This is a genomic window from Mesorhizobium sp. M7A.F.Ca.MR.362.00.0.0 (genome assembly GCF_004023175.1).
GTDB lineage: Bacteria > Pseudomonadota > Alphaproteobacteria > Rhizobiales > Rhizobiaceae > Mesorhizobium.
Window position 1 is genome coordinate 1 of sequence record NZ_RZTF01000125.1, and the last position, 14,077, is coordinate 14,077.

Below are 14,077 nucleotides of genomic sequence, written 5' to 3' on the forward strand. Positions count from 1 at the left end.
GCCTTGATGCGCAGCGTGACTTCGCCAAGTGCCGGCGGTGGGGGAGGCGGCAGGTCCACCGTTTCAAGACGGCGGTCCTCGATAAGTTGCAATGCGCGCATTGGGCCTGTCGGTTTCGGTCTGGCTGAAAAAGGTCGCTTAGACCGGTTCCCGCGCCATGACAAGGCAAGTGTTCTGGCCGCCGAAGCCGAAGGAGTTCGACAGCACGGTGCGGACCTCGGCATTGCGCTTCTTGTTCGGCACCACGTCGAGCACGATCGCGGGGTCGGGATTGTCATAGTTGATGGTCGGCGGGATGACGCTTTCGCGCATCGTCATCAGTGAGAACGCCGCCTCGACGGCGCCCGCCGCCGACAGCGTGTGGCCGATCATCGATTTGTTCGACGAGACCGGCATCGAGCCGATCCGCTCGCCGAACACCGTCGACAGCGACAGATGCTCCATCTTGTCGTTTTCCGGCGTCGAGGTGCCGTGGGCGTTAACGTAGTCGATCTCGTCCTGGCTCAAGCCGGCATCGGCTAGCACAGCACGAACCGCCGCGATCGCCGGCGAAGCGTCCGGCTTCGAGCGGGTGCGGTGGAAATCGTCCGCCTTTTCGCCGCAGCCGCGCAGGATGCCAAGAATCGTGGCGCCGCGCGCGAGTGCGGTTTCCAGTGATTCCAGCACCAGCGCGCCCGAACCCTCGGCGAGGACAAAGCCGTCGCGGTCCTTGGAGAAAGGTTTTGACGCCTTTTCGGGAATGTCGTTGTGGGTCGACAGCGCTGACAGCAGCGAAAAGCGGATCAGCGCCTCGGCGGTCGCCGAACCGTCGGCGCCGATCGACAGCGCGCGGTCGCATTCGCCGCGGCGGATCGCCTCGACGCCGAGCTGGATGGCGGTGGCGCCGGAAGCGCAGGCGGTCGACAGCGTGATCGGCAGCCCGCGGGTGCCGAAACGGTCGGCAAGCCGTCCGGCGATCGAGCCGAACTGCGTGGTCTCGAAAAAGTCGAGTTCTTTCAATCCGCGCGCCACCCGCAGCAGCCGTTCGCCGCCGGAGTCCAAATCATTGGAATTGTAGAGCGCGAAGCGGTCGTGCCAGTCGAGTTCGACCGGCGGTGAAGCGAGGAAGAGAGGACCACCAAAATCACCGGAATCGAGGCCGGACTCGGCCACGGCCTCACGCGCGGCGGTTTCCGCCAGTTCATAGGTGAGATGGCTGGAGCCCTTCGAGCTCGACGGCAGGAAGTCGACCATGCCGGAGATGCGGGTGTTGAGATGATCGACCGGAAAACGGGTAATCGGGTGGATGCCCGACTTGCCCGAGGTCAGCGCCGCCCAATTATCGGCCTTGCCGACGCCAAGCGAGGTCACCACGCCGATGCCGGTGACGGCAACGATCGGCCTGCCCATATGATCGTTCAGATTGGCCATGCGGTAGCCCTCGATCGTTTATCGTTGCGGCATGGATCGTGGACCACCGCATCAGGCGGCGTTGACGAGCGCCATGCCCTCGAATTGGTGATAGCCGATCGCCGTTGCAAGGACGCTTGCGGGAACCCCTTCGAACGGCTTCTCGGCTGCGGCATCAAAAACAGGGTAGGCGGCCTTGCGATCGACGGCCAGCGCCGCCAGTGCCACAGCGAAGGGAAACTGTGCTTCCTTCATGTGTCCGGTCAGCGTCGAGAAACCGCGCGCGGCAATCGCCGGATTGGCATCGAGCGCGGCTTTCTCGGCGATGGTTGCCGTATGGGCGCCCGACGCGCCCGACATGGCCAGCAATTTGCCGTTCGGCATTGCAGCCTGCTTGAGCAGGGCGGCGATCTGGGCGTCGAGTTCTCCCCGTGGGCGCCTGGCGCGGCCGGAGACGACCGGCCCAAGCTCGGCATAGATCTTGCGGCCGCGGCTCATCGCGTGTTCGCGCTGCTCCAGCACCAGGAAGGCACCGCCGGATCCAGTCACGACGCCGCCGCCCTCAGCGCCCTGTCTTTGCCAGACCGGCCTCCACGGGCCGCGATGCAAATAGCCGGCGAGTTCATAGCCGAGCAGCATGTCGGAATGTTCGGTCTGGAAGGCGCCGCCGACCAGGATGTGCGTCGACTGGCCGGAGCGGATGCGCGCGGCTGCTGTCTCGACGGCGGCGACGCCGGCACCTTCCTCGCCCATGAAGGTTCTGGATGAGCCGGTCACCTTGTGGACGATGGAGATGTTGCCGGCGAGCAGATTGGAAAGCTGCGCCAGGAACAGTGTTGGCCGCAATTCGGTGGTCAATTTCTCGTTGATCAGCACATCGCGGTCGTTGCGGCTTTCCGAAGCGGCGAGAATGGCGGCATCGACCGCCTCGTCGCGTTCGCCGCCGCCCGCGGCCACGACCATGTCCATGGTCGTGCAGAGTTCGTCATTGCCCTTGATGCCGGCGTCGTCCAGCGCCAGGCCTGCGGCATAGGTGCCGAGCCTCTGCCAGGTTTCCATCTGGCGCTGATCGCCACGTTTGGCGATCTGCAGGTTCCAGTCGATCTCCGGCAATGGATGAACGGTATAGGGTGCAAAGCGCGCCGCTTCGAGCACCGGTTCCAGCCCCGGCTGCACGAGCTTTTGCCAATGGGCGTCCGGACCTTCCCCCAGCGAGGAGACAAGGCCGATACCTGATATGACGACGTCGCGGGGGCTGCTCATGTGCGGCTTTGTGGGTCAGGCGGCAGAGCGCGTCAAGATCGAACGCTCAACCGATGTCAGGCGGTCTTGGCGGCAACCAGCGCGTCGATCTTGGCGCACAGGTTCTTCATGACGAAGTAATCGTCGGTCGAAGCCTTGCCGTCATTAACCTCCTGGGTCCACTTTTCCAGTGGCACCTTGATGCCGAATTCCTTGTCGATGGCAAAGACGATGTCGAGGAAATCGAGGCTGTCGATGCCGAGATCGTCGATCGTGTGGCTCTCGGGCGTAATCGTGTCGATATCGATCTCGCTGGTGTCGGCAATGATCTTGGCGACTTTGTCGAACGTGGTGGACAAGGGCTTTTCCTTCGGTTGCGGGCGGAATCTGTCCGCATCTTGTTTGGGCGCTGTCTAATCGGTTTTTCCCGGCAGGAAAAGGCCTGATGCGCCGGGCGCAGATGGGTAGGGCATCCAGGAAACGCAAGAAGGGCCGCCGGTTTACCCGGCGGCCCTTCTGTTGACGTCACGTCAGCCTTTGTTTCGATGCAGGTCGTTTTTCCAAAACCGGAACCACTTTGGGCGACATGCATCAGCTGTCGCGGAGCTTGACCAGATCGTTCAGCAGCCCGCCGGTTCCGTTGTGGACGGTCAGCCGCTCGACCTTGCCGGCGATGGTTTCCAGAGCCTCGAGCTCCTTCAACCGCAGCATCACCGGGTTTTCCGCCATCACCCTGGCCGTGTTGAGGAGGGAACGCGTCGCGTTCGTCTCCTCGCGGCGACGGATGATGTTGGCCTCGGCCTGCTTTTCGGCCGACACCACCTGGTTGAGGATCTCGCGCATCTCGCCCGGCAGGATGACATCCTTGAGCGCGATATCGCTGACCTCCACCCCGATCTCGGCCATATCGGCGCGGACCTTGCCAGCGGCCTCTTCGTCGATCGTCACCTTCTTTTCAAGGATCTGATCGAGTGTCAGCGCGCCAAGGGTCTTGCGGAAGGCGTACTGCAGGGCGCGGTAAAGGGCTTCGGAGAAGTCCTTCACCATGCTCACCGCCTTGACAGGATCGACGACCCGGTATTCGGCCGCGATGTTGACGCGGATCGTCACGCGATCCTTGGTCAGCACTTCCTGCCCGGCAACGTCGAGCGACTGGCGCTTGAGGTCGACGACCTTGATCTGCACCATGCGTCCGACGTTCCAGAAGCCATGCACGCCCGCCGTCAGCGTCCTGACCAGAACACCGTCGATGAACAGCAGTCCGGCCTGACCGTCGACGACCGGATGGACGGACATCAATTCCGCCTTCCGGGCTTGGCCGAGCCGGCGCATGACCGCCGCATCGATGGCGAGATCGACTGATGTGTCGATCAGCGTCACCTTCCACGGGCCGGCATCCGTCCACAGCACCAGCTTGCGGTCCGGCGCCAGCACGGCGTGCAGATTGCCGTCACGCTCGATGATGGCGACATCCGTGCGCCCGGTGCGAACGACGGTGAAATGACGCGCGGCTACATCCGGGAGCTTGTCGAACAACGCCTTCTCGTATGCCGAAACGAATTCCGGGTTCTTCAGATCGTGCCGGGACACTTCGAGGCTGCCGCGCCGGTTGGCGAGCCAGTGCTCGCCCGGCAGCAGGACAGTCTTGATTTCCCCCTTGTGGAGGGTGAGGGCACGTTCGTTTTCCTTTACGAGGACGCGCTCGCGCCCAAGAACCTTGTCGAGAATTGTCATTGTCTTACTCCTGTCGGGCATGGCCCCATGCGAGGCGTCAAGTCATGCGTCGATCGTTCCTTTCGTTTCTCGTTTCACGTCGTCTTTTGCGTCATAGCCCGGGCACGAATGATCCGGGGACTGGTGGCATCGATCCGTGGCGGGCCTTCGGGAGCGGATCGCGGGGCAGTGAAGCGGGCGCCGGAGGCCTTGGCCTCCCTTGCCGGCGACGCTGCGCCTTGATCGTCACCGCGGGCCTGGCCGCGAGCCGATGGCGAAAGACGCTTGGGATGATCCGCGCCCGAGGGCTTGGGCCATCCGTCCAGTCTTTCGCATTCCAGTCCCCGGACCGTTTTTCGGATGGCTTTTCAGGCCAATGGAGAAGGAATCGAACCTTCGACAGTCAGATTAACAATCTGATGCTCTAACCAAACTGAGCTATCCGTGGTGCAGATGAAGGGAATTGAACCCCCGACCTCCGGACCCAAATCCGGCGCTCTCCCGCTGAGCTACATCCGCGATCCCAATCCCCAAAGCAGCGCCGTATACAGGGCGGCAAAGCCGCCTGCACGGGCGGAGGCGAAAGCTCCAACCGTTGTGCTCACTTCGGTTCTCGTGACCGGGAGCGCGCCTATAGCCCCTGCGACGGGTTGTCGCAAGCGGCATTGTCGTGGCGGATTTGCGGCTTCTTGCGGCGGTGGCATTTAGGCAACACCGCTTTCGACGTTAGCGATCGCGCGCAGGGCGCTCAGAAGGTGACGCGGCCGAGCACGCGCAGGCCATCGCCCTGCGGCTCCACGACCACGGCCTCGCCTTCGCGCGGTGAGATGCCGGTCAGCGCCACGATGTCTTCCAGATGGGTAACCATGACCAGATTGTCGGAGCCGGAATAGGCGCGGATTTCTTTCAGGATCGCCGCGATCTGCGCGGCTTTCTGCGCCTCGTCGCCCTTCAGGAGATCGAGCGGAGCAAACAGCTCCGGCTCGGCCTCGAAGGCGATGCGGGCAGTGTCGAGGCAGCGGCAATAGCGGCTGGACAACACGCGCTCGATCGGTGCCGCACGGGCGGCAAACAGAGCGCCGATCTTGCTCGCCTGTTGCTTGCCACGCGCCGACAGGTTCATCTGGGTGGCACAACTGTCGATGTCGAAATTGGCCGGGTCGGTGGTGCCGGTGACCATGGCATGGCGCAGCAGCACGACATGTCCGCCATCGCGCAGCAGCGCCCAGCCTGCATCCGTGGCGTGGGCCACGCCGGGAATAAGAAACAGGAATAACGCCAAGGCAAATCGAATCATCCGCTATCCTTCTCCGGTTCCCGGCAATGGGTTCCGGTGACGGGACATATAGGGACGGTAAAGCCAGCCGAAAGACAAGGCGCGGTCGGCGGGATGCGTAGACCTACTTCTTCGCCATCTGCTTCTTCACCAGATCGATCTTCTGGTCGGTGAGCGGGATGGGGATCGTGTAGCCGGCTTCGGTAAAGCCCTGCTTGGCATTCTCGAAGAATTCGATCGCCTTTTGATATTCGGCCTTGCCCCCGCCATAGCTGGCTCGGTTCCAGCTGACGTCACCGAGATTGTTCTGCGCGAAGGCCCATTGCATGGGCAGGCTTTCCCTCGAGAATACCTTCAGCGTCGCCGTGAAGGCGGCCTCGGCGTCATCGAGATATTTGCCGGTGCGTTCGAGATTTCCGAGGTTGAGCAGGCTCATGCCGATGCCGTTCTGGGCGTTGGCCCAGTCGATCGGTGCCGCGTCGACGGTGAGTACTTCGAGGGCTGCCCGGCGGGCCGCTATGGACTCAAGCAGGGTCCTGGAGTCGGCATTGCTCATGCTCAGCCAGTGCAGCGTCGAGCCGAGGCCGGCCTGGGCCAGCGCCCATTGGCGGGGGTTCGTCTCGCGCTTGTACTCGCGCAACGCATCGCGGTAGGCGGCAATGGCTTCACCATAATGTTCCGGCTTGTCGGTCACGCCGCCGAGGAGCTGCAGCGTGTTGCCGAGATTGTAGTGGCTCATTGCCCAATCGCGAGGGAATTTCCGTCTGACATAGACCTGCCGGGCCGCCCGGAAGGCGCTCGCCGACTGCTCCAGCTTGGCCGCGTCGCGGGTGCGCTGGCCAAGCGTCTGGTAGATCGAACCGAGATTGTTCTGCGCCGACGCCCAGTCCATCGGGAAACGCTGCCGGGTAAAGACCGTCAGTGCATCATCATAGGCGGCCGCGGCCTCTTCAAGCGCGCCGGTGCCCATATCGAAGCGGGCGACACCGCTCAGCGCGTTGCCGAGGTTGAGCCTGCTGGTCGCCCATGAGACGGGGAAGGTTTCACGGGTTCGCACTTCCAGCGCGGCACGGAACGCATCGGCCGCCTCGTTGATCTTCGCCTTGTCGTTGAGCTGGATGCCAAGCGACACCAGCGTGTTGCCGAGATTGTTCTCGACCATCGCCCATTCAACCGGCGCCTTTTCGCGTGTGTATTCCTCAAGCGCCAGCCGGTAGGCCGCCTCGGCTTGCGTCAGATGTTCGCCGGCGGCCTCGCGCTCGGAAAGCGCATAGAGCGCCAGGCCGAGATTGTTCTGCGAAGCGGCCCACTCGAGCGGCACTTTTTCGCGTGGGCGTTTCTGGAGCGTCGCGCGCATCGCCACCACCGCCTCGTTCAGGCGCTTCGGGTCGCTCTCGCGCTCGCCGATCTTCAACAGCACATTGGCCAGATTGTTCTGCGCGGCGGCCCAGTTGAGGTCGTCCTTCTCGCGCTCGAACACGACAAGGGAATCGCGAAAGATCCGCGCTGCCTCCTCAAGGCGCGCGGTCTCCGTCTCGCGCTCGCCGATGGTCTGCAGCACCACCGCCATGTTGTTGCGGGTGATGGCCCAGTCGCGATTCTGTTCGCCATTGGGGATGAAGTTCAGGATGGTGCGATAGGCCTCAATGGCGTGCTGCAGCGCATCGAGGTCGCCGGTGGCGTAGCCGTAGGCGTTGAGCGCCTCGGCTTCCTGGTTCTTGTAGTTCCAGCGCAGCTTGTCGTCCCATTTTCCGGCCAGCGAAAACGCCTTGGCATAGTCGCCGGCAGCGGATTTGTAATCGAAGACCAGCCCCGAGGCATCGGCGCGCCTGGCATAGATCGCGGCGTCGGCAAGACGCTTCTGCTTGACGAGATCCTCGGCTTGATCGACCGCATCGTTGGTCTGCTCGACCCGGCCGACCGCATCGTCGAGGAATTTGCGCGCCGTCACGATGGCGCCCTGGCCGATCGCCTTGTCGGCGGAAGCGACAAGCCGTTTGATCTCCGGGTCGTCGGTGCGCAGTGCTGCACGCTCGGACATCATCTTCCTCAGGCGCTCGGCCTGGGCGTCGAGCACCTTTTGCAGGTCGGTCGGGTCTTCGGGGATCTTTTCCGTGCCGAGCGCCTTCAGCACGCCATAAAGCGCGTCGAGCGGCACGCCTTCCTGCAGCGAGGCCAGTTCCACCTGTGCCCGTTTGGGGTCGGGCAGGTCGGAAATCGTCAGCAGGAGCTGGCGCCTCTCGCCTGTGATCAGCCCGTCGTCGCCGGTCAGCTCCGCCGGTGCGACGCCGAAATAGAGCAGCCGGCGCAGGCTTTCATTGACCCAAGGGCGCTGCTTTGCCTTTGTGTCGAGATAGACCTCCTCGGTCACCATGCGCATGACCGAGCCGAATTCGGTGCCCTTCATCGCCGCGAGGTGGCGCAGCAGGGCGGAGGCGTAAGGGCTGTTTTCGCCGGCGGCGCCATCAAGTGCAGGATGACCCGGTTCTGCGGCAAAGCCGACCACTATACCCAGGCTCGCGTCGGCCGCCGGTGCATTGCCGAGCGCCTTGGCGCCGCGCACCGGCTCCAACCCGCCGGCGCCTATGGGCGAGGCGGAAGCGGTCGGTGAGCGCCGTACCATGGCATCCGCGGGGAATGGATTGGTGCGGCAGGCGTCGAGCAGCATGATCGTCACCGGCACTGTCTTTTTCAATGCCTCCATGACGGCCGATATCGGCACAAGGCTGGTGCTGGCATCCTTCAGCGACGGGACGTCGGCATCGACCGGAACCAGATAGTTTTCGCCGCCGGCCTCGATGCCATGACCGGAGTAGTAGATGAAGGCGACATCGGCGCCGTCGGCATCTTCGGTGAACCGCTCCAGGTCGCGCTTCAGCTTGGTGGCGTCGCGGTCGGTGACGCTGCGGGCGTCGAAGCCAAGGTCGGTCAGCATCTTGGCCATGTCGCGGGCGTCGTTGGCGGGGTTGGGCAGGGCGGCGATGTGCAGGTAATTCGACTGGCCGATGATCAGCGCCACGCCCTTAAGGCTTTTCGTCTCGGCAACTGCAAGCGCGGTCGCGGCAAGGCAAAGCAGTGCGGCGACGATAGCCGTCAGCCATGCCCGCCGCAAACGACTAAGGTTCGAGAGTCCGACAAAAGCCATTTGTCGTTCGTGTCCGCCCTGATGATCCAAACCCTCTATAACGCTGCCAGCCGACGATGATCAAATTCAGGCGCGATTGCGTCGCGGTCGTGGCTCGCCTATCACGGGAAATTCGCCCGTCACGGTAAAAATGTCTCCGCTCACCGAAACCGTCCTTTTCGTCTTCAGCCTTGTCGCGCTCGGCTATCTCGCCGGGTTTACCGGCTATTTGAAGCCAGCGAGCGGCGAGGGGATAGCCGATTTCGCGATCAGCGTGGCGATGCCGCTGCTGTTGTTCCAGACCATGGTGAATGCCGATTTCCACGGCGTGGCGCCCTGGTCGCTGTGGGGCGCCTATTTCGCGGCCGTGGCGATCACCTGGGCCGCCGGCCATCTCGTCACCACGCGGGTGTTCGGGCGCGACGCACGCGCCGGCGTTGTCGGCGGCGTATCGTCGGCCTACTCCAACGTTGTCCTGCTCGGTGCTCCCTTTATTCTCGGCATATTCGGCCCGAGCGGCTTTGAAGTGCTGTCGCTGCTGGTCTCCGTGCATCTGCCGATCATGATCATGGCTTCCATCGTGCTCTTCGAGATGTTTGGCCGGAGCGGTAGCGAGCACGTGCATCCCCTGCGTGTCGTCAGAAGCTTTCTGAAACGGCTGTTTCTCAATCCGCTGATCATCGGCATTCTGGCCGGGCTTGCCTGGCGCATGACCGGGGCGCCATTGCCCGACCTTGCAATGCGTCTGGTCGATGCGCTGGCCGACACGGCAGGACCGGTGGCGCTGTTTGCCATGGGTCTCAGCCTGCGCCGCTTCGGCATATCAGGCAATGTCCGCCCGGCGCTGGCGCTTTCGGCGTTGAAGCTGTTCCTGATGCCGTCACTGGTTCTCGCCTTCGTCTGGCTGCTTGCGTTGCCGCCGTTGACGGCCAAGGTGGCGGTGGTGGTTGCGGCGCTGCCATCCGGCATCAATTCTTATCTCATCGCCGTTCAGTTCAACACCGGCCAGGCGCTGGCGTCGAACCAGATGACCATCGCCACGGCCTGTGCAGCCATCACCACGGCTTTCTGGCTGACTGTCGTCTTGCACGTTTTCGGGTAAGGCATCGGGGTAAGCACGTCGCCTGCTCTCGTCTCGCTGTGGCCCAAGCCCTATATGCCATCTTGCGATTGCTTGCGGGCCTTGCCCTCGGTAAAGAGCAGTGGCTCCGGCGTGCCGGCTTCAGTCCATGGCGCACGCTCACCGAAGATTTCACAGACCGGCCCGTCAGGGCGCTGAACGGAGGATAGACCATGCTTCAGAAAACCAGCCATTTCATGCGGCAGGCCAATCTAATCAACGGCGAGTGGGTGCAGGCCGACAGCGGCCAGACAGTCGACGTCAACAATCCGGCCACCGGTCTCAAGATCGGCACCGTGCCGAAGTCGGGCAAGGCCGAGACCCGCCGCGCCATCGAGGCCGCCGCCGCCGCCTTCAAATCGTGGCGCAAGACCACCGCGCTCGAGCGCTCGAAGCTGCTGCGCAAGCTGCATGACGCGATGATGGACAATCAGGACGTGCTGGCCGAACTGCTGACCATCGAGCAGGGCAAGTCGCTGTTCGAATCGAAGGGAGAGATTGGCTCCGCCGCGGCCTACATATTGTGGTTCGCCGAGGAAGGCCGCCGCACCTATGGCGATGTCGTGCCCTCACCATGGGCGGACCGCCGCATCCTGGTGACCAAGGAGCCGGTCGGCGTCATTGCCGCCATCACGCCATGGAATTTCCCGTCCTCGATGCTGGCTCGCAAACTCGGCCCGGCGCTCGCCGCCGGCTGCACCGCGGTGGTCAAGCCGGCGTCGCAGACGCCATATTCGGGCCTCGCCTGGGGTGCGCTCGCCGAGGAAGTCGGCTTCCCCAAGGGCGTCGTCAACATCCTGACCGGTTCGGCCAGCGAGATCGGCGACGAGATTTGCGCCAATCCGCTGGTGTCGAAGATCACATTCACCGGATCGACCGAGGTCGGCAAGCTTCTCATCCAGAAGTCGTCGGTCACCGTCAAGAAGGTATCGATGGAGCTCGGCGGCAACGCGCCGTTCATCGTTTTCGACGACGCCGACCTCGAGCGTGCGGTCGCCGGTGCGATCACCGCCAAGTACCGCAATTCCGGCCAGACCTGCGTCTGCACCAACCGCTTCCTTGTCCAGGCTGGTGTCTATGACAAGTTCGTCGAGAAGCTCGCTGCCGCCAGCAACGGGCTGAAGGTCGGCTCCGGCCTCGAGGACGGCGTGCAGCAGGGGCCGCTGATCGACGAGAAGGCGGTGGAAAAGGTCGAGGAACTGATCGCCGACGCCACATCCAAGGGCGGCAAGATCGTCGCCGGCGGCAAGCGCCATGCGCTCGGCGGTTCGTTCTTCCAGCCGACCGTCATTGCCAATGCGACGCCCAAGATGCGCTTCATGAAGGAAGAGATCTTTGGCCCGGTCGCACCGGTGTTCAAGTTCGAGACCGAAGAGGAAGCCGTCGCCCTCGCCAACGACACCGAATTCGGCCTCGCCTGCTACTTCTACACGGGCGATCTCGGCCGCGCCTTCCGTGTGATGGAAGGGCTGAAATACGGCATGGTCGGCGTCAATGAAGGCCTCATCACCACGCCGGAAGCGCCGTTCGGCGGCGTCAAGGAATCCGGCCTCGGCAAGGAAGGCGGACATCAGGGCATCGAGGATTACCTCGACACCAAATATGTCTGCATCGGCGGCCTCGGCCTCTGATAGGCTATCCCTGAGATGAGCAGGCCGATAGCCTGCCCATCTCTCGTGGGAAAACCAGCCGAAGTCTTCTGGATCAACTGGCATTTACGAGCATGGCGATGAAGGACGGCGAGGTTTTCGGCACGACGCAGGCTGGCGAGCAGGTGCGTCGCTTCACGATCAGGGGCGGCGGCATCACAGCCAACATCATCGGTCTGGGCGCGATCATCCAGGATCTGCGCCTGACCGGGCACGATGCTCCGCTGGTGCTCGGCTATGACAGCCTGGAAGGCTACGAGACGGATACGGCGTTCTTCGGTGCTGTCGTTGGCCGCTACGCCAACCGCATCCGCGACGGCCGCTTCACCATTGGCGGCAGCCGCTACCAGACCGAGCAAAACTTCCTCGACAAGCATACGCTGCATGGCGGCTCGCAAGGCTATTCCCACCGGCCGTGGACGGTTTCCTTGCATGGCAGGGATTTCGTCACGCTGACCCTGCACGATCCCGACGGCGCGATGGGTTTTCCCGGCGCGCTTGATGTCACCTGCACCTACCGGTTGAAGATCCCCGGCACGCTTAGCGTCGAGCTGACAGCCACCTGTGAGGAGCCGACGCTGTGCAATCTCACCCAGCATTCCTACTTCAACCTGGACGATGGCGGCGCCGGAGACATTCTCGACCACAGGATGATGTTGAATGCCGGCGCCTATCTGCCGGTCGATGGCGATATGATCCCGACCGGGGTGGTCAAGCCGGTTGATGGCACGCCGTTCGATTTCCGCCAGGCGCGGCCGTTGCGCATGGAGACCGAGGGCGAACAGCTGCCCTACGACCAGAATTTCTGCCTCGCTTCGACACGCGGGCCGCTCAAACAGGCTGCGTGGACGCAAGGCGCCAGTTCCGGTGTCGAGATGGAGGTCTGGACCACCGAGCCCGGCGTCCAGCTCTATACCGGTCAGTATGTGACGCCGCGCACCGGGCTGGAAGGGCGGAACTACAAGGCCTTTTGCGGTTTCTGCCTCGAGCCGCAGATTTGGCCGGATGCGCCGAACCGGCCCTATTTCCCGCAGGCGACGCTGTGGCCGGGCGCGATCTACCACCACGTCACGGAATACAGATTCCGGCTACCTTAGCCTTCGAACGCCGCCCGCAGCGTCTCGAACGGCGCCAGTGCGCCACGTACCTGCACCACGGCCGCGGCGACACGATGGGCATGGCGTGCGGCTTCCAGCGGTTCGTGGCCGGCAAGTCGAGCCGCAAGATAGCCGCCGTTGAAGGAATCGCCGGCGCCCGTCGTATCGGCGGGAGCTGCGACATGGATCGCCGGCACGTCGCGCAGCGTTCCTCCTTTGGCGATCAGCGCCGGCGCTTCGCCATTCTTGACGACGACCTCGCCAACCAATTTCCCGATCCGTTTAGCGGTCACTTGCGGCGTTGCATCCTCAAACAGCATCTGCTCGTCGGGAAAGGTTGGTAATGCGATATCAGTGACGGCAAGGGCTTCGACGATCGCTGCCTGCGCCTCCTCGCGCTCACGCCAGAGCCGCGGCCGGTAGTTGGGGTCGAAGGCGATAAGTGAACCAGCCGAGCGCGCCTTGGCGACTGCGGCCAGCAAGGCAGCGCGCGCGGCTTCGTCCAGAATTGCCAAAGTGATTCCAGAAAAATAGACAAGCGATTGATTTTCCAAGTTTTTCGATAATGCGGCCGGGTCCGAGGCAAGCTGCCGCGCGGCGGCGTCGCCACGCCAATAGGTGAAGGAACGTTCGGCTCCCGTCAGCGTGATGGCATAGAGGCCGGGCCGCGCGCCCGCTATGAGCGGGCTGGAGCCGATGCCAATGCCGTTTTCAGCGAAGAAATCGATCTGGCCTTGCGAGAACGGATCGTCGCCGAAGGCCGAGACATAGGTTGCCGGCCGCTCGGTGCTCAGCGCGTGTAGCGCCCACAGCGTGTTGAACGTGTCGCCGGCAAAGCCCATGCGCCAGTTCGGTCCCGTCTGGCCCGACAGTTCGAGCATGCATTCGCCGATCGAGGCGACGCCGTTTCCCGCCATCTACAATCCTCCAGTGATCCCGGTGCTGTAGCTTTTTGCCACCGGCAGCGCCATGCTTGGCAAGCAGGGTTTTTTCCGTCACAGCGTTTTCCCACAGGCTGGCGGGATGCGATCCGTCCGGCAGAGCGTTGTCTGCGGAAGAGGAACCGGTTTGGCATCGATATGGCGTTATCTTCTGGCGGGTCTTGGTCTGGCTGCCTTGCTGGTCGGCATTCTCGCGGTCGTCTTCCTGACGGCGCCGCGGTCGTCGCTGCCTGCCGGCCCGGATGTCTCGCGGACGAAGAACACCGCCAACGCGCTGTTCGTGGCCAGCTTCGCGCCGGAGCGGGGTGTCGTACGGCAGGGCGAACTGCAATCCTGGCTGCTGACCTTGAAGACAAAGACAGGTGTTCCGGTGGAAGGTGCCGCGATCGCGATTTCCGGCGGCATGCCACTGCACAGTCACGGCCTGCCGACCAGCCCGCAGGCAACCGACTATCTCGGCGACGGGCGTTATCGAATCGAAGGAGTGAAATTCACCATGAGCGGCTGGTGGCAGTTGCATTTCGCC

Annotated in this window: 11 protein-coding genes and 2 tRNA genes; 4 read left to right on the forward strand and 9 right to left on the reverse strand. The window is 63.3% G+C overall.

All coding sequences use genetic code 11. From position 1 onward, the window contains the following. Positions 1-138: 138 nt before the first annotated feature. The 8 genes from EOC06_RS16980 to EOC06_RS17015 all read right to left on the reverse strand — a co-directional run bounded on the left by EOC06_RS16980 (position 139) and on the right by EOC06_RS17015 (position 8,765). Positions 139-1,410, reverse strand: a complete 1,272-nt coding sequence (locus EOC06_RS16980) for a beta-ketoacyl-ACP synthase (protein WP_027039033.1) — start codon at positions 1,408-1,410, stop codon at positions 139-141. A gap of 51 nt (positions 1,411-1,461) precedes the next feature. Beyond that, a complete protein-coding gene (locus EOC06_RS16985; protein ID WP_128308318.1) occupies positions 1,462-2,652 on the reverse strand; it encodes a beta-ketoacyl-ACP synthase in 1,191 nt (396 codons plus the stop codon). Positions 2,653-2,708: 56 nt separating this feature from the next. Further along, entirely contained in the window at positions 2,709-2,990 is a 282-nt protein-coding gene (locus EOC06_RS16990; RefSeq protein WP_010909964.1) for an acyl carrier protein, read from the reverse strand. Between the two features lie 232 nt (positions 2,991-3,222). Then, entirely contained in the window at positions 3,223-4,365 is a 1,143-nt protein-coding gene (locus EOC06_RS16995; protein ID WP_023812260.1) for a slipin family protein, read from the reverse strand. Positions 4,366-4,717: 352 nt separating this feature from the next. Next, positions 4,718-4,787 (reverse strand) — tRNA-Asn (locus tag EOC06_RS17000). Positions 4,788-4,789: 2 nt separating this feature from the next. Then, positions 4,790-4,863 (reverse strand) — tRNA-OTHER (locus EOC06_RS17005). A gap of 229 nt (positions 4,864-5,092) precedes the next feature. Further along, positions 5,093-5,641 carry a histidine phosphatase family protein gene (locus EOC06_RS17010; protein ID WP_127267431.1) on the reverse strand — a complete coding sequence of 183 codons (549 nt, stop codon included), beginning with the start codon at positions 5,639-5,641 and terminating at the stop codon, positions 5,093-5,095. A gap of 103 nt (positions 5,642-5,744) precedes the next feature. After that, complete coding sequence (locus EOC06_RS17015; protein ID WP_128308319.1) at positions 5,745-8,765, reverse strand: caspase domain-containing protein; 3,021 nt, start codon at positions 8,763-8,765, stop codon at positions 5,745-5,747. 130 nt (positions 8,766-8,895) lie between these two features. On the opposite strand from EOC06_RS17015, the gene EOC06_RS17020 reads away from it, so the two are divergent. The 3 genes from EOC06_RS17020 to EOC06_RS17030 all read left to right on the forward strand — a co-directional run bounded on the left by EOC06_RS17020 (position 8,896) and on the right by EOC06_RS17030 (position 12,610). Then, positions 8,896-9,846 carry an AEC family transporter gene (locus tag EOC06_RS17020; RefSeq protein ID WP_128308320.1) on the forward strand — a complete coding sequence of 317 codons (951 nt, stop codon included), beginning with the start codon at positions 8,896-8,898 and terminating at the stop codon, positions 9,844-9,846. A 191-nt stretch (positions 9,847-10,037) separates the two neighbouring features. Continuing rightward, entirely contained in the window at positions 10,038-11,495 is a 1,458-nt protein-coding gene (locus EOC06_RS17025) for an NAD-dependent succinate-semialdehyde dehydrogenase (RefSeq protein ID WP_109668700.1), read from the forward strand. Between the two features lie 92 nt (positions 11,496-11,587). Further along, positions 11,588-12,610: an aldose epimerase family protein gene (locus EOC06_RS17030; RefSeq protein WP_127267427.1), complete on the forward strand. Its 1,023-nt coding sequence runs from the start codon at positions 11,588-11,590 to the stop codon at positions 12,608-12,610. Here the strand turns inward: EOC06_RS17030 and EOC06_RS17035 are convergent. Then, positions 12,607-13,527, reverse strand: coding sequence for a sugar kinase (locus tag EOC06_RS17035; protein ID WP_127322144.1), 921 nt, complete (start codon positions 13,525-13,527; stop codon positions 12,607-12,609). The two genes, EOC06_RS17030 and EOC06_RS17035, sit on opposite strands and share 4 nt — an antisense overlap. A gap of 151 nt (positions 13,528-13,678) precedes the next feature. On the opposite strand from EOC06_RS17035, the gene EOC06_RS17040 reads away from it, so the two are divergent. Beyond that, a partial coding sequence (locus EOC06_RS17040) for a FixH family protein (protein ID WP_245469683.1) occupies positions 13,679-14,077 on the forward strand: 399 nt, incomplete at its 3' end.